Genomic DNA, 24,440 nt, shown 5'->3' on the forward strand with positions numbered 1-24,440 from the left:
GACAATGGGGATAGCGGCATCGGCAAGCCAAAAATCACCCTCCGAAGGCTGTCAAAACCCGCAAAAATTCATACATTGCGGCCCATGCCCAAGACATCCCCGAAGACCTCCGCCAAAGCCGCCGACACCAAGGCCACTGCGACAGCTGCTGCCAAACCGGTCGCGGCGAAGGCCGCCGGCAAGGGCGACCACATCTTCCTGGTCGACGGTTCCGGCTACATCTTCCGTGCCTATCACGCGCTGCCGCCGCTGAATCGCAAGTCCGACGGCTTGCAGGTCAACGCCGTGCTCGGCTTCTGCAACATGCTTTGGAAGCTCTTGCGTGACATGCCCGCCGACAACCGGCCGACGCATCTTGCCATCGTGTTCGACAAGTCCGAAGTCACCTTCCGCAACAAGATCTATCCCGAATACAAGGCACACCGGCCGCCGGCACCCGACGATCTGATCCCGCAATTCGCGCTGATCCGTGAGGCGGTGCGCGCCTTCGACCTTCCCTGTCTGGAGCAAGGCGGCTTCGAGGCCGACGATCTCATCGCCACCTATGCGCGGCAGGCGAGCGAGCGCGGTGCCACCACGACCATCGTGTCCTCCGACAAGGACCTGATGCAGCTCGTGAACGACAAGATCACGATGTACGACACCATGAAGGATCGCCGCATCGGCATCCCTGAAGTGATCGAGAAGTTCGGCGTGCCGCCCGAGAAGGTGGTCGAGGTGCAGGCGCTCGCCGGCGATTCCACCGACAACGTTCCCGGCGTGCCCGGCATCGGCATCAAGACCGCGGCGCAATTGATCGTCGAATATGGCGACCTCGAGCAACTCCTGTTCCGCGCCACCGAGATCAAGCAGCCGAAGCGGCGCGAGGCGCTGATCGAGAACGCCGAGAAGGCGCGAATCTCGCGCCAGCTCGTGCTGCTCGACGACAAGGTCGATCTGGAAGTGCCGCTCGACGACCTCGCCGTCCACGAGCCCGATGCACGCAAGCTGATCGCTTTTCTCAAGGCAATGGAATTCACCACACTCACGCGCCGCGTCGCCGACTATTCGCAGATCGATCCGGCCAATGTCGATGCCGACGCCAACAACAGCAGCGCCGCCAGGGCTGGCGACGGCGCGAAGGCAAAATCGTCGGAAACCTCCGGTGATCTCTTCGCCGCTCCCGCGACAGCTGCAAAGGGCGCCGACAAGAGTGACAAATCGGCGAGCCTCAAGGGTGCGCCGATCTCGCTCGCTGCCGCGCGCGAAGAGGCGCTGCGCAAGCTTCCGGTCGACCGGGCCAAGTACCAGACCATCAAGACGCTGAAAGAGCTCAACGGCTTCGTCGCGCGCATTCATGATGCCGGCCATGTCGCGATCGAGATCAAGGCCAACTCCATCGATCCCATGCAGGCCGATCTCTGCGGAGTCGCGCTGGCGCTGGCGCCGAACGAGGCCTGCTACGTGCCGCTGGCGCACAAGCAGTCCGGCGGCGGTGCCGGCCTGTTCGACGCCGGCCTCGCGCCCGATCAGGTCAAGCATGCCGAGGCCATCGACGCACTGCGGCCGGTGCTGGAATCGGCGGGCATCCTCAAGATCGGATTCGACGTCAAATTCGCCGCTGTGATGCTGGCGCAGCAGGGTATCACCTTGCGCAACGCCGATGACGCAAAGCTGATCTCCTACGTGCTCGACGCCGGCCGCGGCTCGCATGAGCTGGACTCGCTGTCCGAGCGCTGGTTCGGACACGCCATGCTGAAGGAGAGCGAGCTGCTCGGCAGCGGCAAGGGCAGGATCACCTTCGACCAGGTGCCGATCGACAAGGCGGCACCGCTGTCCGCTGAGAGCGCCGACATCGCCTTGCGCGCCTGGCGCGTGCTGAAGCCGCGTCTCGTCGCCGAGCATATGACCACCGTCTACGAGACGCTGGAGCGGCCGCTGGTCTCCGTGCTCGCGCGCATGGAGCGGCGCGGCATCTCGATCGATCGGCAGGTGCTGTCGCGACTATCGGGCGATTTCGCCCAGACCGCGGCGCGCGTCGAGGCCGAGATCCAGGAGATCGCGGGCGAGCCGATCAATGTCGGCAGCCCCAAGCAGATCGGCGACATCCTGTTCGGCAAGATGGGACTGCCTGGCGGCACCAAGACCAAGACCGGCGCGTGGTCGACCACCGCTCAGGTGCTCGACGAGCTCGCCGAGCAGGGTCATGATTTTCCACGCAAGATCCTGGAGTGGCGGCAGGTTTCAAAACTGAAATCGACCTACACCGACGCACTGCCGACCTATGTCAATCCGCAGACGCACCGCGTGCACACGACCTACGCGCTGGCGGCGACCACGACGGGCCGGCTGTCGTCGAACGAACCGAATCTGCAGAACATTCCGGTGCGCACCGAGGACGGCAGAAAAATTCGCCGCGCCTTCATCGCGACGCCCGGGCACAAGCTCGTCTCCGCCGACTATTCGCAGATCGAGCTGCGGCTGCTCGCGGAGATCGCCGACATTCCCGTGCTGAAGCAAGCCTTCCGCGACGGCCTCGACATTCACGCGATGACGGCGTCGGAAATGTTCGGCGTGCCGATCAAGGGCATGCCGAGCGAGATCCGCCGCCGCGCCAAGGCAATCAATTTCGGCATCATCTACGGCATCTCGGCGTTTGGCCTCGCCAACCAACTCGGCATCGCCCGCGAAGAGGCATCGGCCTACATCAAGAAATACTTCGAGCGCTTCCCCGGCATTCGCGCCTACATGGACGAAACGCGCGACTTCTGCCGGAGCCACGGTTACGTCACCACGCTGTTCGGCCGCAAGTGCCACTACCCGGACATCAAGGCCTCGAACGCCTCGGTACGTGCCTTCAACGAGCGCGCCGCGATCAACGCGCGACTGCAGGGCACCGCCGCAGACATCATCCGCCGCGCCATGACGCGGGTGGAGGACGCGCTGGCCGAGAAAAAGCTCTCGGCGCAGATGCTGCTCCAGGTGCATGACGAACTGATCTTCGAGGTGCCGGACGCCGAAGTCGAGAGGACGCTTCCGGTCGTGCAGCACGTGATGCAGGACGCGCCGTTCCCGGCCGTGCTGCTCTCGGTGCCGCTGCATGTCGACGCACGGGCGGCGAAGAATTGGGACGAGGCGCACTGAGCTTCATCTCTCCCCGCGAGAGCGGGGCGAGGGAGCGCACCGAACAAGCAGCGCCCACTCAATTGTCCTCCGAGCAATTGTGCGATGGCCCCACGGCGCCGCGTCTATTAGAACCGGTGCATCTCCCGCGCCGGTTCAGTCATGCCCCACACCTCCGCCTTGCTCGGCTTCGCCCTCGTCTGTCTTGGTCTCGTGCTCACGCCCGGTCCGAACATGATCTATCTGATCTCGCGCTCGATCACGCAGGGGCCGGCGGCCGGCATCGTCTCGCTCGGCGGCGTCGCGCTGGGCTTCGTGTTCTACATGCTGTGCGCGGCGTTCGGCATCACGGCGCTGCTGCTTGCTATCCCCTTTGCCTATGACGCGCTGCGCTTTGCCGGTGCCGGCTACATGCTCTGGCTCGCCTGGCAGGCGGTCAAGCCCGGCGGACGTTCGCCGTTTCAGGTCAAGCAGCTCGCGATCGACAGCCCGCCCAAATTGTTCGCGATGGGGCTCGTCACCAACCTGCTCAATCCGAAGATCGCGATGCTGTATCTGGCGCTGCTGCCGCAATTCATCGACCCCACCGCCGGCAGCGTGTTGACGCAGTCGGTGGCGCTGGGCGCCATCCAGATCGCGATCAGCGTCAGCGTCAACGCGATCATCGCACTCGCCGCCGGGTCGATCGCACTGTTCCTGGCGAGCCGGCCGAGCTGGATGCTGGTGCAGCGCTGGCTGATGGGCACCGTGCTGGCCGGGCTTGCCGTGCGGATGGCCGTGGAAGCGCGGAAGGTGTGAGCTTTCTTACCCTCCAGGGGAGGTGAGAGCGAACTCAATCCAGCTTTGCGTCCATGCCCCGCTTCACGGCCGGGCGCGCCATCAGGGCATCGTACCAGCGCTTGACGTTGGGGAAGTCGGCCAGATCCACCTTGTGGCGAGGATGGCGCCAGGCCCAGCCGAGAATGGCGAAATCGGCGACCGAGAGATCGCCGGCAACGAAGTCGCGGCCGTCCAGGCGGCGGTCGAGCACGCCGTAGAGCCGGCGCGTCTCGGCCATGTAGCGCTTGAGGCCGTAGGCGCGGTCCTGCTCGTTCTCGAGCGCGATGAAATGGTGGACCTGGCCGGGCATCGGACCGAAGCCGCCCATCTGCCACATCAGCCATTCATAGACGGGGATACGGCCGGCGAGCGATTTCGGCAGGAATTTGCCGGTCTTTTCGCCGAGATAGAGCAGGATCGCGCCGGACTCGAAGATGCCGACGGGCTTGCCCTCCGGCCCCTCGGGGTCGAGGATCGCGGGGATCTTGTTGTTCGGGGACAGCTTTAGGAACTCCGGCGCCATCTGCTCGCCCTTGGCGATGTTCACCGGGACCACCTTGTAGGGCAGGCCCATTTCCTCCAGCGCGACCGAAATCTTGCGGCCGTTCGGCGTGTTCCAGGTATGGAGCTCGATGGTCATTGGCCTGCTTCCTTCCCGCTTGGTCCGGCATCCCACTACTCCAGGACGTTGCGACCTTACAACCGGCGCTCCGGCATGGTGGCTGTCCAGCGGGCGCGGAAGATGCCCTGTTGACGGTGGTTTTGCGGGGCCCGCCCCCTCTGGAATGTCGTGGCCGTCGCGGATAAATTCCGCCACCTCTTAGAAACGCTCCCGAGGGACCGCCGTGTCGAAATCCGCCTCCCGCGCCCGCCTGTTCGAAATCATCCGCCGCCGCTCCTTCGGCCGGGGCGAGGTGACGCTCGCGTCGGGCCGCAAGAGCGATTTCTACTTCAACCTCAAGCCGACCATGCTCGACCCCGAGGGCGCGACGCTGCTCGCCGAGCTCACCTATGAGACGCTGAAGGACGACAATCTCGATTTCATCGGTGGGCTCGAGATGGGCGCGGTTCCGCTCGCCGGCGCGCTGGCACAGATCTCCTGGATCAAGGGCCATCCGATCGCGGCGTTCTTCGTGCGCAAGAAGCCGAAGGAGCATGGCGCCAGGCTCGCGATCGAAGGTCTGCCGAAGGGTGAGACGCTCGCCGGCAAGCGCGTCGTGATCGTCGAGGACGTCACCACGACTGGCGGCTCGGCAATGAAGGCCGTGGAATCCGTGCGCGAGACCGGCGCCGAAGTCGTGCTGGTGCTGACCATGGTCGACCGCGAGGAAGGCGCCACCGACACCTTTGGCGCGGCCGGCCTGCCGTTCCGCTCGCTGTACAAGGCGTCGGAATTCCTGAAGGCCTAGCAGCTTTCGTGCCCCCTCAACCCCTCATTTACCATCCCGCTTTATGGTGAATCATGTGCTGAGACCTCCATGGTCCCGGCCGGTTCAGTAGCGTCGGGTGGAGTAAGCGTTGCGTACGATCGTGTCCCATGCGCGCCGGCGGCGTCGCGCGATGCTTGTGGCCGCCACTCTCGCAAGCCCGCTGCTTGCAGCCCCGGCCCCGGTTTCAGCCGAAGGCCTCTTCGACTTCTTCTTCGGCGGCATGCAGCAGCGGCCTCAGCGCGACGTGCCGCAGCAGGCGAGCCCCTTCGTCGATCCTTTCGCCAGTCAGCAGAACCCGGCCGGCCCGCCACAATATGTGCCGCCGACCCGCTCGGCTGCGGCCGGCGGCTCCGGGCCCGCGTTCTGCGTGCGCAGTTGTGACGGCAAGTATTTTCCGCTGATGCGGGGCCTCGCTTCGCCGGCGCAGATGTGTCAGGCCTTCTGCCCTGCCAGCGCGACAAAAGTGTACTTCGGCTCCTCGATCGACGGCGCCTATAGCCAGACCGGCGAGCGTTACGCCGACAGCGAGAACGCCTTCGCCTATCGCAAGGCGCTGCGCGCGGACTGCACCTGCAACGGCCGCGAGCCGGCCGGGCTCGCCCCGGTCGATCTGACCCTCGACGGCTCGCTGAAGGCCGGCGACGTTATCGCGACCACCGATGGCCTCGTTGCCTATACCGGCGTCCGCCTCGGCCAGGAGCAGAGCGCGGAGTTCACGCCGGTCGCCTCCTATCCCGGCCTCACCGCGCAGGTCCGCGCCCGGCTCGGCGAGATGAAGGTGGCCCCGGTGCGCGCGGAAACGGTGGCGGCCGATGCACCGTCCGCCGAGATCGTGCGCGAGACGCTGCCTGACGTGACGGCCGTTCCGAGGGCGACGGCGAAGTCGGCGAAACGGGCGGGATTGGATTAGCTCAATCTCATGCCGCGGGGCACGAGACTCTCACCGCCCGATAATCACCCCGATCACATTCGGCGCGGCCAGATATTTCTCCTCGATCGCCGCGCGCGCGGCGGCGCGGTTTTCGGCCGTCAGCAGGCCGCGCTTCTCGGCCAAAATCATCCAGCAGAAGCCCCACCAGTCGGTCAGCATGCCGGTCTCGCTGACGAGGTCATAGCCCTGGTCGGCTGCGAAGATGCGCGCATGCGCCTCGTCCAGCGTGTCGAGGAAGTGGTGATCCTCGGCCGCGAACAGATCGTCGCTGATGTCATCGATGGTGTAGCCCCAGATCGACTGGCACACCGCGTTGAACTCGCGGTCGAACTGGTCGTCGTCGACCGCATGGCGCCGCGCCGCCTGATGCAGCCGCGACAGCGACCGCGCGAAATCGGCGATCCGGGTGAGCGCAAATTGATCGAAGGCAATGGTGGACATGTAGTCCTCGCGACGTCTGTCAGACCCTAGATATTGTGTCGGCGATGCGCCGAATCACAATGATATATCAAAGACTTGCTAAAGTGTTCTTAATTTGTTCTGATGGCCAATAATGCACTACCGAGAAACGTCGTCCCAGCGAAGGCAGGGACCCATAGCCACAGCTGTCAAACGTTTTCGGAAATGGGTGCCAGCAATGAATGCACCGACCGCATTCTACGTCTACATTCTCGCGAGCCGGCGCTATGGACGCTGTACATCGGCGTCTGCAATGACATCAGCAGCCGACTTACATTGCATCGTTCGGGACGTGGCTCGAAGTTCGTCAAGAAATGTGGCGTGCCTCGGCTGGTCTATATCGAGACCTATACCTCGCCGTCCGAAGCGATTGCTCGCGAGAAGGCGCTGAAGGAATGGCACCCGTGACTGGAAGATTCGTCTGATCGAGCAGGAAAATCCGGATTGGCGCGATCTCTCGCATCTTCTCTGACAGCGGTGGTTGTGGGTCCCGGCCTTCGCCGGGACCACACCATCTTCGTTGCGCCAGCTCGCCTCAATTCGCCGCCGACATCAACCTGTCCCCGCACGCGCTCGCGTAAAACTTGCCGCCGCATTGGCGCTTGATGGCGGCGCAGCGCTGCGCTGGCGTCGCGTTCTGCGGAAGCGAGAAACCGCAGCTGAGACCATCGGCGCTGCGCTTGCCGGCGGCAAAGGCGGCGCTTGAACTGGCGATGCAGATGACGAGCAGAGCTGCGGTGGCGATTTCGATCAGCAGTCTCATGAGGCTCTCCTCCACAGTGCTGGCTGAATCTGTGCTCAATCTAGCACGAAATCGGCGTTCCTCCGTGCTGGTCCGGGTTCCCAAAGCGGCCCGTTCCTTGCATAATTTTGCGCCAGCGCAGTGCATGGCCGCGCCAGCGATGGTTCCGGTGCACAGGCAAGGCGCGTAGGTTCAGTGGTGTTTCTGTCGACCAGGAAGTGACGGCCTTGCAAGATCAATCGTTCCAGTCAAATTTCCCCGCCCCCGGTCAGCCCATCGACGAACTCGCGCTGTCGGAGATCAAGGGCGCGATCCTGGCGAAGCTGCGCCTTGCCATCGGCAAGGACGCGGGCATGGCGACCAAGCACGACTGGTACCAGGCCGCCGCACTCGCACTGCGCGACCGCATCGTGCATCGCTGGCTGACGGCCGAGAAGCGCAGCTACGATGCGGGCCGCAAGCGCGTCTACTATCTCTCGCTCGAATTCCTGATCGGCCGCCTCTTCACCGATGCGCTCAACAACATGGGGCTGTTGAAGATCTTCGAGGTCGCGCTCGGCGATCTCGGCGTCTCGCTGCCCGAGTTGCGCAAATGCGAGCCGGACGCGGCGCTCGGCAACGGCGGCCTCGGCCGTCTCGCCGCCTGCTTCATGGAGAGCATGGCGACGCTGTCCATCCCCGCGATCGGCTACGGCATCCGTTACGATTACGGCCTGTTCCGCCAGATCATCAATCAGGGCTGGCAGCAGGAATATCCGGACGAATGGCTCGGCTTCGGCAATCCCTGGGAATTGCAGCGACCAGAGGTGATCTACGACGTCAATTTCGGCGGCGGCGTCGAGCATGTCGACGACAGGGGCCGCGACCGCGCGATCTGGCACGCGAGCGAGACGGTCCAGGCGATCGCCTATGACACGCCGATCGTCGGCTGGCGTGGCCAGCACGTCAATGCGCTCCGCCTGTGGTCGGCGCGCTCGCCCGATCCGCTCAAGCTCGACGCCTTCAACATGGGCGACTATGTCAGCGCCAGCGCCGAGCAGTCGCGCGCCGAAGCGATCTGCAAATTCCTCTACCCGAACGACGAGAGCCCGGCGGGCCGCGAGCTGCGGCTGCGCCAGGAATATTTCTTCGTCTCGGCCTCGCTCCAGGATCTGATCAAGCGGCATCTCGCCTCCGACGGCCAGCTGCGCAGCCTGTCGTCCAAGGTCGCGGTGCAGCTCAACGACACCCATCCGAGCCTCGCCGTCACCGAGCTGATGCGCATCCTCGTCGACCTCCACAATTTCCGCTGGGACGAGGCCTGGAAGATCACGGTCGCGACGCTCTCCTACACCAACCACACGCTGCTGCCGGAAGCGCTGGAGACCTGGCCGGTCGAGCTGTTCGAGCGGCTGTTGCCGCGGCATCTCGAGATCATCTACCGCATCAACGTGCAGCATCTCGCGCTCGCCGAAGCGCGTGCGCCCGGCGACATCGATTTTCGTGCCTCGGTCTCGCTGATCGACGAGAGGAGCGGGCGCCGCGTCCGCATGGGCCAGCTCGCATTCGTCGGCTCGCACCGCATCAACGGCGTCTCGGCGATGCATTCGGACCTGATGCGCGAGACCGTATTCCACGATCTCAACCATCTCTACCCCGGCCGCATCACCAACAAGACCAACGGCATCACCTTCCGCCGCTGGCTGATGCTGGCGAATCCGAAGCTCACCGATCTCCTGCGCGAGACCTGCGGCGAAGCCGTTCTCGACGACCCGACCCAGCTCTCGCTGATCGAGGCGCGCGCCAGCGACGTCGAGTTCCAGAAGAAATTCCGCAGCGTCAAGCTGCACAACAAGACCGCGCTGGCACGGCTGATCGGCGAGCGCCTCGGCATCAAGGTCGATCCGACCGCGCTGTTCGACGTGCAGATCAAGCGCATCCACGAATACAAGCGTCAGCTCCTCAACATCATCGAGACGGTCGCGCTCTACCAGTCGATCAAGGACGATCCTGATGGCAATTGGGTGCCGCGGGTGAAGATCTTCGCGGGCAAGGCGGCGGCGAGCTATCGCTACGCCAAGCTGATCATCAAGCTGATCAACGACGTCGCGGAGGTCGTCAACAACGATCCCACGATCAACGGCAAGCTGAAGGTCGTCTTCCTCCCCGACTACAATGTCAGCCTCGCCGAAGTGATCATTCCCGCGGCCGACCTGTCCGAGCAGATCTCGACCGCCGGCATGGAAGCCTCCGGCACCGGCAACATGAAGCTGGCGCTCAACGGCGCCATCACCATCGGCACGCTCGACGGCGCCAATATCGAGATCCGCGACCAGGTCGGCGTGGAGAACATCGCGATCTTCGGCATGGAAGCCGGCGACGTGATGATCCGCCGCAAACAGGGGCTGGATGCCTCCGACGTGATCCGCAATTCGCCGAAGCTGCAGCGCGCCATCAATGCGATCGGCGCCGGCGAGTTCTCGCCCGGCGATCCCGGCCGTTTCGAATCCATCGCGCATGCGCTGCGCTATCTCGATCACTACATGGTCAGCGCCGATTTCGATTCCTATTACGAGGCGCAGCGCGCCGTCGACGCACGCTGGCTGGTCTCGCCCGCCTGGACGCGCGCCTCCATCCTCAATGTCGCCCGCATGGCGTGGTTCTCCTCCGACCGCACCATCCGCGAATACGCCGAGGAGATCTGGAACGTGCCGGTGAACCCGACCACGCCCCTGCTGCCGAACTTGCGCGACGTCGCGGGCTGATTTTCCGCAGCGTGAAATCGCGCACGACCCGCGAGGTTATTGCACAGCCAGGCAATGGCTGTGGTATGACGACCGTCATTCCGGGGCGGCTCGCAGAGCCGAACCCGGAATCTCGAGATTTCCGGGTTCGATGCTTCGCATCGCCCCGGAATGACAGACGGAAACGACAATGCACGCCAAGCTGCCACACCCCTTCGACGACGCCACCCGCATCACCGCCGGCGATTCGCATTGGCAAGGGCACACCAGCGACGACTACTGGGCCTTCGTCGGACCGTTCGGCGGCGCCACGGCCGCAACCATCCTGCGCGCGCTGATCGAACATCCACAACGCGCCGGCGATCCGCTGGCGTTGACCGTCAATTATTGCGCGCCGATCGCCAAGGGTCCGTTCGACCTCGACATCCGCCTCGTGAAGGCGAACCGCTCCAGCCAGCACTGGAGCGTCGAACTGTCGCAAGGCGGCGGCGAGGTCGCGACGCTCGCCACCGCCGTGTTCGCCGAGCGCAGGCCGTCCTGGGAGCACAGGGTGGCGCAATATCCTGACGCAAAGCCGTTCGAACAGACGCTGCCATTCCCGAAGATCCAGGCATCCTGGGCCAACCAGTATGAATTCCGCTTCGTCGAGGGCGAGATGCGGATCGGCCCGCCCCAGGCGGAATTCGCCAGCACTTATTCGAAGCTCTGGATCAGCGACCGCGAGCCGCGCAGGCTCGACATGCCGTCGCTGATGTCGATGTCGGACGCCTTCTTCGGCCGCATCTTCCACGCGCGGCGCGAGTTGGTGCCGTTCGGCACGGTGTCGCTGACGACCTATTTCCACACCGACAGCGAAGAGCTCGCGGCGGAAGACATCGCGCGCGTGCTGGCGACGGCCGATTCGAAGATCATGCACAAGAGCTACGCCGACCAGAACGCCGAGCTGTGGTCCCCGAACGGACGGCTGCTCGCGACCAGCACGCAGATCGCGTATTTCAAGGCCTGAGACGCCTCCACGAGTGGAGAGATCGGGCAACAAAAAAGGGCGACCTCTCGGCCGCCCCTTTCATTCCAAGCGAAACGGAAATTACTCCGCCGCGAGTTTCACGTCCGGAGCCGCCGCACGCACCTCGGCATCGACCTGGGCCTCGAACTTGGCGAAGTTCTTCTGGAACATGCCGACCAGCGCGCGCGCGGTCTTGTCGAACTCGTCCTTGTCCTTCCAGGTGTTGACCGGGTTGAGGATCTCGCTCGGCACGCCCGGCAACGCCGTCGGCACCGCGAAGCCGAAATATTTGTCGGTGCGGAACTCGACGTTGCGCAAGCTTCCGTCGAGCGCCGCGGTGAGCAGCGCGCGCGTCACCTTGATCGGCATGCGCGAGCCCGTGCCATACTTGCCGCCGGTCCAGCCGGTGTTGACCAGCCAGCAATCGACATTGTGCTGGGCGATCAGGTCGCGGAGCATGTTGCCGTACACGGATGGATCGAGCGGCAGGAAGGGCGAACCGAAACAGGTCGAGAATTCCGGCTGTGGCTCGTTGCCGAGACCGCGCTCGGTGCCCGCGACCTTCGCGGTGTAGCCGGACAGGAAGTGGTACATCGCCTGCGCCGGCGACAGTTTTGCGATCGGCGGCAGCACGCCGAAAGCGTCGGCGGCGAGCATCACCACGTTCTTCGGCTGCGGCGCGCGGCCGGTGCGCGAAGCGTTCGGGATGAAGTCGAGCGGATATGCCGAGCGCGTGTTCTCTGTCTTGGAGCCGTTGTCGAAATCGACCACGCGGGTATCTTCGTCGAGCACGCAATTCTCGAGCACCGCGCCGAAGCGCGTCGATGCCGCGTAGATTTCCGGCTCGGCTTCCTGCGACAGCTTGATGCACTTGGCGTAACAGCCGCCTTCGAAATTGAACACGCCGTTCGGGCCCCAGCCGTGCTCGTCGTCACCGATCAGCGTGCGGTTGGGATCGGCCGACAGCGTGGTCTTGCCGGTGCCCGACAGGCCGAAGAAGATCGCGGCATCGCCCTTGGCGCCGACATTGGCCGAGCAATGCATCGGCATCACGCCGCGCTCGGGCAGGTAATAGTTGAGCGTGGTGAACACCGACTTCTTCATTTCGCCGGCGTAATAGGAGCCGCCGATCAGCACGATCTTGCGGGCGAAGTCGATCGCAACGACGTTCTCCGACTTGCAACCGTGGCGCTTCGGATCGGCGCGGAAGCTCGGCATGTCGATGATGGTGAGCTCGGGCGCGAAGGTCGACAGCTCGATCGCCTCGGGGCGGATCAGCAGCGTGCGGATGAACAGCGAGTGCCAGGCGAGTTCGGTGAACACGCGCGTCTTGATCCGGTAGGCCGGATCGGCGCCGCCATAGAGATCCTGCGCGAACAGCCTCTTGCCTTCGGCGTGCTTGAGGAAGTCCTGGTAGAGCGTCTCGAACTGCTCTGATGTGATCGACTGGTTGCCGGCCCACCACATTTTCTTGTCGGTGGTGGCATCGCGCACCGTGAACTTGTCCTTCGGGCTGCGGCCCGTGAACTCGCCGGTGTCGGCGCAGAGCGCGCCGTCGGCAGACAGCACCGCCTCGCCCGCAGCGAGCGAGTACTGATAGAGCTGCGGCGCGCCGAGATTCCAGTGAACCTGTTTGAGATTCTTTAAGCCGAATTTGTCGGCGCCGAAGGCACCGTTGCGCACGCCCGTCTCTTGCACGAAAAATCCTCCTAGAACCCGCGACATCAAGCGCGACCAAACTCTGGCGCCATCGCGGTCACCGTGAATTACAGGCCGTCCGGCCTCGGCTGGACGACCTAATACTGATGAACGCTGGCGTTGCCAAGCTGATCCCGCAGGAATTGGTTTATTCAAGGACCGCGCCAAACGTCGCGCATGTCAGCCCTGATCAGGCGCACCAAAAATCGCTGATGATCGCGCAACCAAATGCCTGTTTCAGCGTTACCGAATGTTTTGCGTCGCACAAATGCCGTTGCCGGCCTATCGTACCGCACCTTCACCAATGAGTGCGAACGGGCCCCACATTGCCGGGTAGGCATTGCGAGGTGACGATGAGTCGTCGACGTACGTTAGCATCGCGCGCCGCAGAGCTTCGGCTCTGCCGATTCCTGGTTCGTTTTTGAGCAGATCGAAAGTCGAAGTGGTCAAGCGGGTGGCAGCCTCCGAATCCACTGCCCAATGCGAAACCAACAACGCTCGTGCGCCGGCATAGAAGAAGGCGCGCGCAAGTCCCGACAAGGCCTCGGCGCCGGGCCTGTCGCCGGCGATCGTGTTGCAGGCCGACAGCACGACCCAATCTGCATTGAGCTTGAGCTGCGCCACCTCGCTCGCGGTGAGCAAACCGTCGTCGAGCTCGGAAGGCCGATCGGGTATCGACAGCGCGAGCGACGGCTCGCCCACGCCCTTGACGTCACCGGCGACGAGGCCGTGCGTCGCAAAGTAGATGATGCTGTATTGAGCAAGCGGTGCACGCTTCAGCGTCGCTTCGCTCGCATCGCGGCCGAGATGGACGTCGCCCGCAGTCGCACCGACGTCTTTCGCCACGGCGTTCAACTCGTCAGCAGTATCCGGGAGCTGCGGCAGCGCCTGCGACAGGCGCGCGTGATCAACCCCTGCGCCGCGCCAGAAATCGGTATAGGCAAGGGTCGCAATGCTGCGCGCGGCCACCGTGCCTGCTGCGCGACGGTCGGACGGCCCTTCCTGCGCAGGATTGAACACGGGATCGCCAAAGCCGGTCATCGGCTTGACGCCCTCGTCCTTGCGCGCAAACGCCCGCAGCGATTTCAGGCTGACCACCGACGGCAGCACCGAGACGGCCTGACGCCGCAGCAGCCAGGCGGCGCGGCGATAGCCTTCGAGCGTATCGGGGATCGCGGCCTGCGGCGGCTCCGTGACGAGCAGATGAAACGGCAGTGCGGTCAGCGCGCCCGACGGCACCGTGACCAGGCTGCGCTTGTCCCTGGTGAGCGCCTCGACCGGACCAAGCAGCGTCACATAGAGCTCGTTGGCGAGAGCAAGGTCGAACAGACCCGATTTGCCGGCAACATCGCGCGCCTTGCCGACATCGAGGCCTCGACGGAAAGCAGCGACTTTCTGCGCCAACGCGTCCGCGCCAAGTGGAATCTCCTTCCAGTCGGAGCTCTCCCGCGTGATGGCGATGGCATAGCTGCGCTTGTCGACCACGGAGTAAAGCACCATCGCTTCATCAGCCGACAACAACAGCTGAACATCCTTGACCGTCAGCGGCAACGGGTCAGACAGCGAGGCGTAGTCCGGAAATTCGGCGGCGAGCGTCTTCTGCAATCCAACACGCTCGCTTGCGATGGCCGCGATCCTGGCGCGGCTGCGCTGCTCGGAGCCGACGTCGCGCTGGGCCGACGGCTTCGAGACGGCAGTGATGATCATCTTGTCGAGCGCCTCCGACTCAGCCGAGAGATCCTGGTCCTTGCGCACCAGCTCGGCGAGCCGGTCGCTGCCGGCAGCAAGCCGCACCGCGAGCTTGTTCACGGCCGATGCAGCCGACGATTGCGTACCGCGCTGGATCGCAGCGAGCGCCTCGTCCAGGGCCCTGTCATCAGGCAACAGGGATTGCTGGCGCGCAGCGAATAGAATCGGAAGCACGACGCGCAGTTGAGCGCGATCCTTCGCAAGCGTCTTTTCCGCGAGCGGCAAGGCCTCCGCTGTTCGCCCGGAGACATGGAGGAAGAAAGCGAGATTGCTGGTCGATGTCGCGACATCGGGATGATCCGGCCCGAGCGCACGCTCACGGATGGCAAGCGCGCGGCGATAGAGCGGCTCGGCATCGGCATAGCGTTGCTGATGCTCGTAGAGGCCGGCGAGATTGTTGATAGACCGCGCGACATCCGGATGATCGGGTCCCAGCGCTTTTTCGCGGATCGCAAGCGACCGCTTGATCGGCGCCTCGGCATCGGCGTCGCGGTTGAGGTCACGGTAGAGCTGGCCGAGATTGTTCAGGAGCGTCGCGACCGCTGGGTGCTCGGGACCGCCGACCTTCTGGAAGATCGCGAGCGCGCGCTGGAACAGCGGCTCGGCCTCCGCAAAGCGCTCCTGCTTCACATAGAGCGTGGCGAGATTGTTGAGGGACTGGCCGACATCGGGATGCTCGCGCGACAGCGCCTTTTCGCGGATGGCGAGCGCCCGCTTGAACAGCGGTTCGGCATCCGTGAAGCGGCCCTGCCGCTGATCGAGTGCGGCGAGATTGTTCAGCACCGGCGCGATCTCGACGCTGTCGAGGCCGGTCCCCTTCTCCATCAGCGCGATGGCGCGCTTGTAGATCGGCTCGGCCAGATCGTCGTGCCCCTGGTCGGCATGGATCTGCGCGAGATTGTTGAGCGCTGCGGCAAGATCGCGGTTGTTGCTGGTCTTCTCGAGCGAAGCCACCATGGCCTGCGCCAGAGGCAGAGCTTCGGCATATTTGCCGGCCGTTCTGAGCGCATTGATCCGCGCGCTCTGCCCGGCGAGATCGCCCTTCTGGGCGAGGCCGGGCGTGGCGAGCAATGTGGCGATCGCGAGCGCCAGGCCTGCGACCACTGCCAAGCGACGACGTGTCATGAACCCTCGCTGCCAACCTCAGACGATCACGATCTTGGGTCGCAGCGACGGGAGGCGACGTTCAATCTGTCGCAGCTAGTCGCTCTTGGCGCGCGCTTCGCCGACCAGACGGACCAGCATCTTGCGCAGCGCCGTACCGTTGGTAACTCGCTCCGGAAAATCCAGCCGCAGCGCCGTTTGGCCATCCTGCATGTCGAGGCCTTCGGGATCGCAGCCCGTGCAGCGCCAGTCACCTGCGGCCGCACCCAGAAGCTTCGTTGCATAAAGGCCCAGGGCGTCGCGATGGTCGGCATTCATATGCTCGACAGCGCCCTCCTCCGCCGCCAGCAGGTCGTCGGCGCCAGCGAGATCCGTGAGGAACTGCTCCGGCTTGAGATCGACGATTCGGCCGAAACCGGCCACCAGATGGGTTCCCGTGGGGCGGATCCGAAAGAACGAAAAATCCTTAAACGAGACAAAGGCTTCCGCCGACGGATGGGCATTGAGATACCGCCGCCGAAGCAAATCGTCCTCACCCTTGGCCTGTTCGGCCCGGCCGGAGAGCATGATCCGGGCGCCTTCCAGCGGATCGCCTGTGACCCGCTCGTCCAGCATCAGGGAGACCCTGTCGTCGCTGAGGATATTCTTGGTGTGAACGGCCAAGCGGGAGATCAGCAGGATCGGCGAGCCGTCGGGGTGACTGGCCAGATTGACCAGGGAACAATAGGGATCGCCGCGATCGGGCATGAGCGTCGCGAGCGCCCCCTGCCGCGACCGCCTGAGCAGCGATTTGGCGAGCTTTTGGGGAACGAAATCGGGGGTCGGTTGCATCGGCTTTCTCGGCTCAGGTGGTTGCAAGGCAGGCCTTTTTTCGGGTAAACCCGAACCCGGTTATGGGTCGATATGCGGCGAATCCGCCGTGTTTCGTGGAACTTGGTCACACTTCAGCCCAGCTTGCATTGCTCGGTGACAAAGTTCGAACGCCAAATTCGGCACCCATGTATGCGGCGCATCACTGGATTGCTCGCCGTTTAAGCCACGACCCAAAACGGAAAGCAGAAAGCAGAGGCTCATGCCCACAATCGCTTTGGTCGACGACGACCGCAACATTCTCACATCCGTCTCGATCGCGCTGGAAGCCGAAGGCTACCGCATCATGACCTACACCGACGGCGCCTCCGCGCTGGACGGTTTCCGCACCACCCAGCCCGACCTTGCCATCCTCGACATCAAGATGCCGCGCATGGACGGCATGGAGACGCTGCGCCGCCTGCGTCAAAAGTCCGATCTCCCGGTGATCTTCCTGACCTCCAAGGACGAAGAGATCGACGAGTTGTTCGGCCTCAAGATGGGTGCGGACGATTTCATCCGCAAACCGTTCTCGCAGCGCCTTTTGGTCGAGCGCGTCAAGGCCGTGCTGCGCCGCTCGGCGCCGAAGGATCCGACCGTCGCGCCGAAGGAGAACGACGCCAAGGCGCTCGACCGCGGCCTCCTGCGCATGGATCCGGAACGACATACCTGCACCTGGAAGAACGAGCCGGTGACGCTGACCGTGACCGAATTCCTGATCCTGCAGGCGCTGGCGACCCGGCCCGGCGTGGTCAAGAGCCGCAACGCGCTGATGGACGCCGCCTATGACGACCAGGTCTATGTCGACGACCGCACCATCGACAGCCACATCAAGCGGCTACGCAAGAAGTTCAAGGTGGTCGACAACGATTTCGAGATGATCGAGACGCTCTACGGCGTCGGCTACCGCTTCAAGGAAGCCTGAGGCGTTCGCGCCTTCACGCCTTCACAAAGAGCAGAGCTCAAGCCCGGTTCTGATTCCATCGGGACCGGGTTAGCTCTAGGATGCGGGGACCGTCGCAAAGAGCTGTCCTAACGCGGGCCTGAGCATTGCTTGACCGAACGCAGCCTGATCCAAGTTCGAACGCCGAGGACATTGCGTCCCGCGGCGCCTCGGATCATGACGACAAGCCCGTTGCGAAGGGCTGGGGGCCGCTGAACTGGCTCAAGCGCGCCGGGCAGTTCTTCTTTGCGCTGTCCTTCTCCAGCCTGACCCGCCGCATCGTCTCGCTCAACCTCGCCGGACTCGTCGCGCTGGTCGCGAGCATTCTCTATCTGTCGCAGTTCCGCGCCGGCCTGATCGACGCGCGAGCGCAGAGCCTCCTGGTGCAGGCCGAGATCATCGCCGGCGCCATCGGCGCCTCGGCGACGGTGCAGACCAATACGATCACCGTCGACCCCGAGCGGCTGCTCGACCTGAAGCTGGGCGAGAGCTACGGCGGAATGGATGATTCGCTGGACTTTCCGATCAATCCCGAGCGCGTGGCGCCGGTGTTGAGCACGCTGATCTCGCCGACCAAGACCCGCGCGCGGATTTTCGATCCCAACGGGAGTGTACTGCTCGACAGCCGCGACCTCGATAGTGTCCGGGGCTTTCCCTTGCCGCCGCTGTCGGAAAAGCCGGGCCTGGCCGAACGCATCATGATCCCGGTGCGGACCTATCTGAATCGCGGCGACCTGCCGCTCTATCGCGAACTCGGTCGCGAGAACGGCAAGGGCTATGTGGAGGTGGCCGATGCGCTCCAGGGCCAGAAGCGCTCGATGGTGCGGGTCAATTCGCGCGGCGAGGTGATCGTCTCGGTCGCGGTCCCCGTGCAGCGCGCGCGCGCCATCCACGGCGCGCTGATGCTGTCGACCCAGGGCGACGAAATCGACCAGATGGTCACGGCCGAGCGTCTCGCGATCCTCAAGGTCGGCGGCGTCGCCGCGGCCGTCATGATCATGCTGTCGCTGCTGCTTGCGAGCACGATCGCAGGGCCCGTGCGCCGGCTCGCCGACAGCGCCGAGCGGGTGCGCCGCCGCACCAAGAGCCGCGTCGAAATTCCCGACTTCACCCGCCGCCGCGACGAGATCGGCCATCTCTCCGGCGCGCTGCGCGACATGACCAGCGCGCTCTACAAGCGGATCGAGGCGATCGAGATGTTCGCCGCCGACGTCGCGCACGAGCTGAAGAATCCGCTGACCTCGCTGCGCTCCGCGGTCGAGACGATGCCGCTCGCCCGCAACGAGAACAGCCGCGCCCGCCTGCTCGAAGTGATCGAGCACGACGTCAAGCGGCTCGACCGGCTGATCTCAGACATTTCCGACGCAAGCCGGCTCGACGCCGAATTGCAGCGGCAGGATGCGATTCCGGTCGATCTCAGACGGCTCCTCGGTACGCTGGTCACGGTCGCCAATGAAACCAAGCTCGGCCATGACGTCGCCGTCGAGGCGCGCTTCGAGGGGCGTGGCTCGACCGACACCTTCTCCGTCACCGGCCATGATTCGCGGCTCGGGCAGGTCGTCGCCAATCTGCTCTCGAACGCGCAGTCGTTTTCGGAAGCCGGCAGCAAGGTGCGCCTGACCTGCCGCCGTGTCCGCGGCGAGATCGAGATCGTGGTCGACGACGACGGCCCCGGCATCCGCGACGACGCGCTGGAGCGCATCTTCGAGCGCTTCTACACCGACCGGCCGCATCAGGGATTCGGCCAGAATTCCGGCCTCGGCCTCTCGATCTCCAAGCAGATCGTCGACGCCCATGGCGGACGCATCTGGGCGGAGAATCGCGCCGGCCCCACTGACGAAGACGGGGCACCGACGGTTGCCGGCGCGCGCTTCGTGGTGAGGCTGCCGGCGCTATGAGCCAAGGCGGTTTGAACGACGGCGAGCCGAGCATTCATGCCTCCGCGGTCAAGGTCGGGTCGCTGGCTGTGCTGATCCGCGGGCCTTCGGGTGCCGGCAAGTCGCGCCTTGCCTTCGATTTGATCATGGCGGGGCGCTCGGGGGTGGTCGAAGGCGCCGTCCTGGTGGGCGACGACCGTGTCCATCTGGCGACAGTCGGCGATGAAATTGTGGTCCGCCCCGCCCCCATCCTGGCCGGCCTGATCGAGATCAGGGGGCTGGGCATCCGCCGCTGCGACTTCGTGGAGCATGCGACGGTCGGCCTCGTGGTTGATCTGGACGCCGACGACGCCGAGCGCCTGCCGCAGCTGGAATCGCTGAAAACCACCATTTTTGGTGTCGAAATACCGCGAATCCCCGTCGGCCGCGACCATTCGCCCCTCCCTTTGGTTGTCGCAGCCTTGACCACTACCAAGAGTTAACCTTCAGCTAACCCTCGAGGCGATTGTTTGAAGGGAAATGGTAACCATATGAACCCCACACTCGCGACCGAGTAGACCGGCGCAACTCCCCTTATCCATCCGTCTAGATTCAGGGAGATACGCAACATCCCCTCTTGCGCAGGGGCTCTGGATGGTCAAAGTGGCGCGTTCGTGCGGTGCACCAAAAGCGCCCGCGGGAGTTTTCCGATGATTGGTCTAGTACTTGTGACCCACGGGCGCCTTGCCGACGAATTCAAGGCAGCGCTTGAACATGTCATGGGCCCACAAAAGCAAATCGAAGCGATTACGATCGGCGCCGAAGATGATTCCGATCTCTGCCGAAGCGACATCATCGAAGCGGTTAACCGCGTCGATTCCGGCGATGGCGTTGCTATCCTCACCGACATGTTCGGCGGCACGCCGTCGAATCTTGCGATTTCCTGCATGAGCCGGCCCAAGGTCGAAGTGCTCGCGGGCATCAACCTGCCCATGCTGGTGAAGCTCGCCAAGGTGCGCGAGGAGCGTCCGCTGCCGGACGCGATCGCGATGGCGCAGGAGGCCGGCCGCAAATACGTCACCATCGCCAGCCGCGTGCTCGCCGGCAAATGAGTGACGACGCGCCACAAGCGGGGACAGGCGTGCCCGCGGGCGCGATTTCCAGAGAGCTTCTGATCATCAACAAGCGCGGCCTGCACGCCCGCGCCTCGGCGAAATTCGTCCAGGCGGTCGAGCGCTTCAACGCGCAGGTGTGGGTGACGCGCGGCGGCGAGACCGTCGGCGGCACCTCGATCATGGGCCTGATGATGCTGGCTGCAGGACCGGGAACGACGATCACCGTCGCGGCCGCCGGGGCTGACGCCGAAGCTGCGCTTGCGGCGATCACCGAGCTCGTTGAAAGCAAGTTCAACGAGGAAGGGGTCTAGGCGCCTCGCTCACTTCGCCGGCGGAGCGATGTAGACGTTCCACGTCATCGACGGGCCGGCCTTGCCGTGGGTGAAGCGGCGCGTCGTCGTCACCATCCGCTCGGCGTTCGGCGCGATCTCCGACACCCATTTTTCGAATGCCGGCAGGCGGCCGTCGGTCGGATCGAACACGCCGATGAAGCCGTATTTCTTGACGTCATCGAGCGACGTCAGTCCGGAGGACCAGGCCTCGTTCGGGATGAACGCAACCGGATGATCGGGGCTGTAGAACACCATCGGCTGGATCGATTCCATGGTGCCGGCGACGACCGCCCAGCGCGAGGCGAAGCGCGAATGCCAGGCCTGGGTCAGCTCGCGCGCCAACTCCGAGCGCGCACCGTAGGTCGCGGTGTTGTCCGCGTTCGCCGCCATCTCGCGCGCGGCGATCCATGGCGAGGCAATGAGCGTCGCGACGCTGAGCACGAGCCAGATCGCCACGACGTTGAACAGCACCGCGCTCTGCACCCGCAGCGCCGGGATCGCGACCAGCGCGAGCGGTACCAGGAAGAACAGCGAGATGCCCCAATCGGTCTTTATGTAGATGCTGAAGGCGAGCGCGCCGAGCGGCGGACCGGCCGCGACGATGATCTGGATGATCCAGATGTTCAGCGCCTGGGAAACATTGACGCCGGAATTGACGCCGCGCGCCCAGGCCCGCGTGACGATCCGCGAGGGAGCGCGCAGCAGCAGCGTGAGCCACGGCGGCACCAGCGCCATCGCCAGCCCGGCGAGCGCCACCGGCAACGCCAGCAGCGCAAGGCTATGCAAGGCATAGCCGGCCACCAAGTGATGCACGAGGCCGCCATCCTCGATGCTGTAGGTATCGCCGGCATAGGTCAGCGGCACGAAATGCGAATCCGCCAGCCAGATGATGTGCGGGATCATCGCCACCACCATCGTCGCGATCGCCACCCAGGGCGCCGGCGACAGCAGGAATCGCATCCGTTCTGGATGAATCAGCGCGGCGAGGCCGATGGCGCCGATCATCGTCAGCACCCAGTATTTGGTCATCAGCGCCAGCGCGCCGGCAAGCCCGAGCCAGATTCCTGATAGCGAGCTCCGCTTCTCGAACGCGTTGAGATAAGCAAGCACGACCAGCGGCAGGGTGACGAGCTGAAGCAGATCGGGGTTGTACTTGAACCCCTTGAAATTGAAGATCGGGTAGAGCGCGACCATCAACACGACCAGGAACGCGCGGCGCGGGTCCACCACGCGCTGAGCTACCAGCCAGCAGATCACCATGCCGACGCTGACGGTCGCCATCGCCAGCGCATAGGTCGCCCAGTCCGCCGCCGGAAAAACCCTGAACCAGAGCCCCGCGATCCAGCCCGAGAGCGGCGGATGCTTGCCGTAGCCCCACAGGAATTTCTGGCCCCAGCCCCAGGCTTCTGCGACGTCCATGTGAACGTCCTGCGCTGCCTTGAGGTTGATCAGGATGACGGTCCAGATCACCGCGTGCAGGATGGCGAACTGGATCACCAGCCAGAGCCGCGCCTCGGGCCGGACCGCGCAGGCAACCAGCCAGGCCCGGAAGCGGCTGAAGCTTACCCGGGGTTTTACGCGTGTTCGGGCGGAGGGAATCGAGGTCGTCGACATGGGCCTGGACATGGGCGCTTGCGTAGCGCGTTTTGGACCGTCGTGGAATCAGCTTGGCGTGAAGAAACACCCTGAAAATACAGCAATATGGTTGCCGCACGGGGATGTGAGTGGTATCCCGCGCCCATGACGACCGTCCCCATTTCCAACATCCGCAATTTCTCCATCGTCGCCCATATCGACCATGGCAAATCGACGCTGGCCGACCGCCTGATCCAGATGACCGGCGGCCTCTCCGACCGCGAAATGGCGGGCAAGGAGCAGGTGCTCGATTCCATGGACATCGAGCGCGAGCGCGGCATCACCATCAAGGCGCAGACGGTGCGGCTCGCCTACCGCGCCAAGGACGGCAAGGATTACATCTTCAACCTGATGGACACGCCCGGCCACGTCGACTTCGCCTACGAGGTCTCGCGGTCGCTGGCGGCGTGCGAGGGTTCCCTGCTGGTGGTCGACGCCAGCCAGGGCGTCGAGGCGCAGACGCTCGCCAACGTCTATCAGGCGCTCGACAACAATCACGAGATCGTCCCGGTCCTGAACAAGGTCGACCTTCCCGCGGCCGAACCGGAGAAGGTCAAGCAGCAGATCGAGGACGTCATCGGCATCGATGCGTCCGATGCGGTGATGATCTCGGCGAAGACGGGCCTTGGCATTCCCGACGTGCTGGAAGCCATCGTCACCCGCCTGCCGCCGCCGAAGGGCGATCGCGATGCGACCTTGAAGGCGTTGCTGGTCGACAGCTGGTACGACGTCTATCTCGGCGTCGTCGTGCTGATCCGCGTCGTCGACGGCGTCATGAAGAAGGGCCAGCGCGTCCGCATGATGGGCACGGGCGCGGCCTACGATGTCGAGCGCGTCGGCTTCTTCACGCCGAAGATGCAGCAGGTGGACGAGCTCGGCCCCGGCGAGATCGGCTTCATCACCGCCGCGATCAAGGAAGTCGCGGACACCCGCGTCGGCGACACCATCACCGACGACAGGAAGCCGGTCACGGAAATGCTGCCGGGCTTCAAGCCGGCGATCCCCGTGGTGTTCTGCGGCCTGTTCCCTGTCGATGCCGACGACTTCGAGACGCTGCGCGCCGCGATGGGCAAGCTGCGCCTCAACGATGCCAGCTTCTCCTTCGAGATGGAAACCTCGGCCGCGCTCGGCTTCGGCTTCCGCTGCGGCTTCCTCGGCCTGTTGCACCTCGAGATCATCCAGGAGCGGCTGTCGCGCGAGTTCGACCTCAATCTGATCGCGACCGCGCCGAGCGTCATCTACAAGATGAAGCTGACCGACGGCACCGAGCTGGAGATCCACAATCCCGTCGACATGCCCGACGTCGTCAAGATCGAGGAGATCCAGGAGCCCTGGATCGAGGCGACGATCATGACGCCGGACGAATATCTCGGCAGCGTGCTCAAGCTCTGCCAGGACCGGCGCGGCTCGCAGAAGGAGCTCACCTACGTCGGCTCCCGCGCGATGGTGAAATACGATCTGCCGCTGAACGAGGTCGTGTTCGACTTCTACGACCGCCTCAAGTCGGTCTCGAAGGGCTACGCCTCGTTCGACTATCATCTCACCGACTACAAGCCGGCCGACCTCGTCAAGATGCAGATCCTGGTCAACGCCGAGCCGGTCGACGCGCTCTCCATGCTGGTCCACCGCACCCGCGCCGAAGGGCGCGGCCGCGCCATGGTCGAGAAGATGAAGGAGCTGATCCCGCCGCACATGTTCCAGATCCCGATCCAGGCGGCGATCGGCGGCAAGGTGATCGCGCGCGAAACCGTGCGCGCGCTGCGCAAGGACGTCACCGCGAAGTGCTATGGCGGCGACATCACGCGTAAACGAAAACTTCTGGAGAAGCAGAAGGAAGGCAAGAAGAAGATGCGGCAGTTCGGCAAGGTCGACATCCCGCAGGAAGCCTTCATTGCCGCGCTGAAGGTCGATAGCTGAGGTCGAGCCTCGTCCTTTCATCGAAACGTT

General features: G+C 64.3%; 18 protein-coding genes and 2 pseudogenes. 13 read left to right on the forward strand and 7 right to left on the reverse strand.

Annotation, left to right across the window (positions count from 1 at the left end; genetic code table 11):
• Positions 1-84: 84 nt before the first annotated feature.
• Both polA and QY049_RS29160 read left to right on the forward strand, forming a co-directional pair.
• Entirely contained in the window at positions 85-3,123 is a 3,039-nt protein-coding gene (polA, locus tag QY049_RS29155) for a DNA polymerase I (RefSeq protein ID WP_258764830.1), read from the forward strand.
• 141 nt (positions 3,124-3,264) lie between these two features.
• The gene (locus tag QY049_RS29160) at positions 3,265-3,900 is read left to right on the forward strand and encodes a LysE family translocator (protein ID WP_258764829.1); all 636 of its coding nucleotides are present in this window, start codon (positions 3,265-3,267) and stop codon (positions 3,898-3,900) included.
• Positions 3,901-3,934: 34 nt separating this feature from the next.
• Here QY049_RS29160 and QY049_RS29165 read toward each other — a convergent pair whose 3' ends face one another.
• Positions 3,935-4,561, reverse strand: a complete 627-nt coding sequence (locus tag QY049_RS29165; protein WP_194479271.1) for a glutathione S-transferase family protein — start codon at positions 4,559-4,561, stop codon at positions 3,935-3,937.
• Positions 4,562-4,766: 205 nt separating this feature from the next.
• Here QY049_RS29165 and pyrE point away from each other — a divergent pair, with 205 nt between their 5' ends.
• Positions 4,767-5,330, forward strand: coding sequence for an orotate phosphoribosyltransferase (gene pyrE, locus QY049_RS29170; RefSeq protein WP_057744523.1), 564 nt, complete (start codon positions 4,767-4,769; stop codon positions 5,328-5,330).
• 151 nt (positions 5,331-5,481) lie between these two features.
• Positions 5,482-6,261, forward strand: a complete 780-nt coding sequence (locus QY049_RS29175; RefSeq protein ID WP_194482582.1) for a DUF2865 domain-containing protein — start codon at positions 5,482-5,484, stop codon at positions 6,259-6,261.
• A 30-nt stretch (positions 6,262-6,291) separates the two neighbouring features.
• On the opposite strand, the gene QY049_RS29180 is transcribed toward QY049_RS29175, so the two are convergent.
• Positions 6,292-6,723, reverse strand: coding sequence for a hypothetical protein (locus QY049_RS29180; RefSeq protein WP_194479270.1), 432 nt, complete (start codon positions 6,721-6,723; stop codon positions 6,292-6,294).
• 196 nt (positions 6,724-6,919) lie between these two features.
• Here QY049_RS29180 and QY049_RS29185 point away from each other — a divergent pair.
• Positions 6,920-7,213 (forward strand): annotated as a pseudogene (locus tag QY049_RS29185) (GIY-YIG nuclease family protein).
• A gap of 63 nt (positions 7,214-7,276) precedes the next feature.
• Here the strand turns inward: QY049_RS29185 and QY049_RS29190 are convergent.
• Positions 7,277-7,504: a hypothetical protein gene (locus QY049_RS29190; RefSeq protein ID WP_194479269.1), complete on the reverse strand. Its 228-nt coding sequence runs from the start codon at positions 7,502-7,504 to the stop codon at positions 7,277-7,279.
• Between the two features lie 206 nt (positions 7,505-7,710).
• Here QY049_RS29190 and QY049_RS29195 point away from each other — a divergent pair, with 206 nt between their 5' ends.
• A complete protein-coding gene (locus tag QY049_RS29195) occupies positions 7,711-10,227 on the forward strand; it encodes a glycogen/starch/alpha-glucan phosphorylase (RefSeq protein WP_194479268.1) in 2,517 nt (838 codons plus the stop codon).
• Positions 10,228-10,396: 169 nt separating this feature from the next.
• Positions 10,397-11,212, forward strand: a complete 816-nt coding sequence (locus QY049_RS29200; protein ID WP_258764828.1) for an acyl-CoA thioesterase II — start codon at positions 10,397-10,399, stop codon at positions 11,210-11,212.
• 81 nt (positions 11,213-11,293) lie between these two features.
• Here QY049_RS29200 and QY049_RS29205 read toward each other — a convergent pair whose 3' ends face one another.
• From QY049_RS29205 to QY049_RS29215, 3 genes are all read right to left on the reverse strand, one after another.
• Positions 11,294-12,910: a phosphoenolpyruvate carboxykinase gene (locus tag QY049_RS29205; protein WP_194479266.1), complete on the reverse strand. Its 1,617-nt coding sequence runs from the start codon at positions 12,908-12,910 to the stop codon at positions 11,294-11,296.
• Between the two features lie 282 nt (positions 12,911-13,192).
• On the reverse strand, positions 13,193-15,784 hold the full coding sequence (locus QY049_RS29210) for a CHAT domain-containing protein (protein ID WP_258764827.1): 2,592 nt from the start codon (positions 15,782-15,784) through the stop codon (positions 13,193-13,195).
• A gap of 75 nt (positions 15,785-15,859) precedes the next feature.
• A complete protein-coding gene (locus QY049_RS29215; RefSeq protein WP_258764826.1) occupies positions 15,860-16,594 on the reverse strand; it encodes a HugZ family protein in 735 nt (244 codons plus the stop codon).
• A 241-nt stretch (positions 16,595-16,835) separates the two neighbouring features.
• On the opposite strand from QY049_RS29215, the gene QY049_RS29220 reads away from it, so the two are divergent.
• From QY049_RS29220 to QY049_RS29240, 5 genes and pseudogenes are all read left to right on the forward strand, one after another.
• Positions 16,836-17,537, forward strand: coding sequence for a response regulator transcription factor (locus QY049_RS29220; protein ID WP_027535781.1), 702 nt, complete (start codon positions 16,836-16,838; stop codon positions 17,535-17,537).
• A gap of 125 nt (positions 17,538-17,662) precedes the next feature.
• Complete coding sequence (locus QY049_RS29225) at positions 17,663-19,453, forward strand: sensor histidine kinase (protein ID WP_194479263.1); 1,791 nt, start codon at positions 17,663-17,665, stop codon at positions 19,451-19,453.
• Between the two features lie 11 nt (positions 19,454-19,464).
• Positions 19,465-19,989: pseudogene (locus QY049_RS29230) on the forward strand (HPr kinase/phosphorylase).
• Positions 19,990-20,121: 132 nt separating this feature from the next.
• Positions 20,122-20,523 carry a PTS sugar transporter subunit IIA gene (locus QY049_RS29235; protein ID WP_007597752.1) on the forward strand — a complete coding sequence of 134 codons (402 nt, stop codon included), beginning with the start codon at positions 20,122-20,124 and terminating at the stop codon, positions 20,521-20,523.
• Positions 20,520-20,837 (forward strand): HPr family phosphocarrier protein, encoded by a 318-nt coding sequence (locus QY049_RS29240; RefSeq protein WP_194479262.1) that lies wholly within the window; start codon positions 20,520-20,522, stop codon positions 20,835-20,837. The genes QY049_RS29235 and QY049_RS29240 overlap by 4 nt, the downstream gene beginning before the upstream one ends.
• A 9-nt stretch (positions 20,838-20,846) precedes the next feature.
• On the opposite strand, the gene QY049_RS29245 is transcribed toward QY049_RS29240, so the two are convergent.
• Positions 20,847-22,472: a glycosyltransferase family 39 protein gene (locus QY049_RS29245; protein WP_301270370.1), complete on the reverse strand. Its 1,626-nt coding sequence runs from the start codon at positions 22,470-22,472 to the stop codon at positions 20,847-20,849.
• Between the two features lie 126 nt (positions 22,473-22,598).
• Between QY049_RS29245 and lepA the strand changes: the two genes are divergently transcribed.
• Positions 22,599-24,410, forward strand: coding sequence for a translation elongation factor 4 (lepA, locus tag QY049_RS29250; protein WP_194479261.1), 1,812 nt, complete (start codon positions 22,599-22,601; stop codon positions 24,408-24,410).
• Positions 24,411-24,440 lie beyond the last annotated feature (30 nt).

Source organism: Bradyrhizobium sp. WYCCWR 13022 (assembly GCF_030435535.1).
Classification (GTDB): Bacteria; Pseudomonadota; Alphaproteobacteria; order Rhizobiales; family Xanthobacteraceae; genus Bradyrhizobium.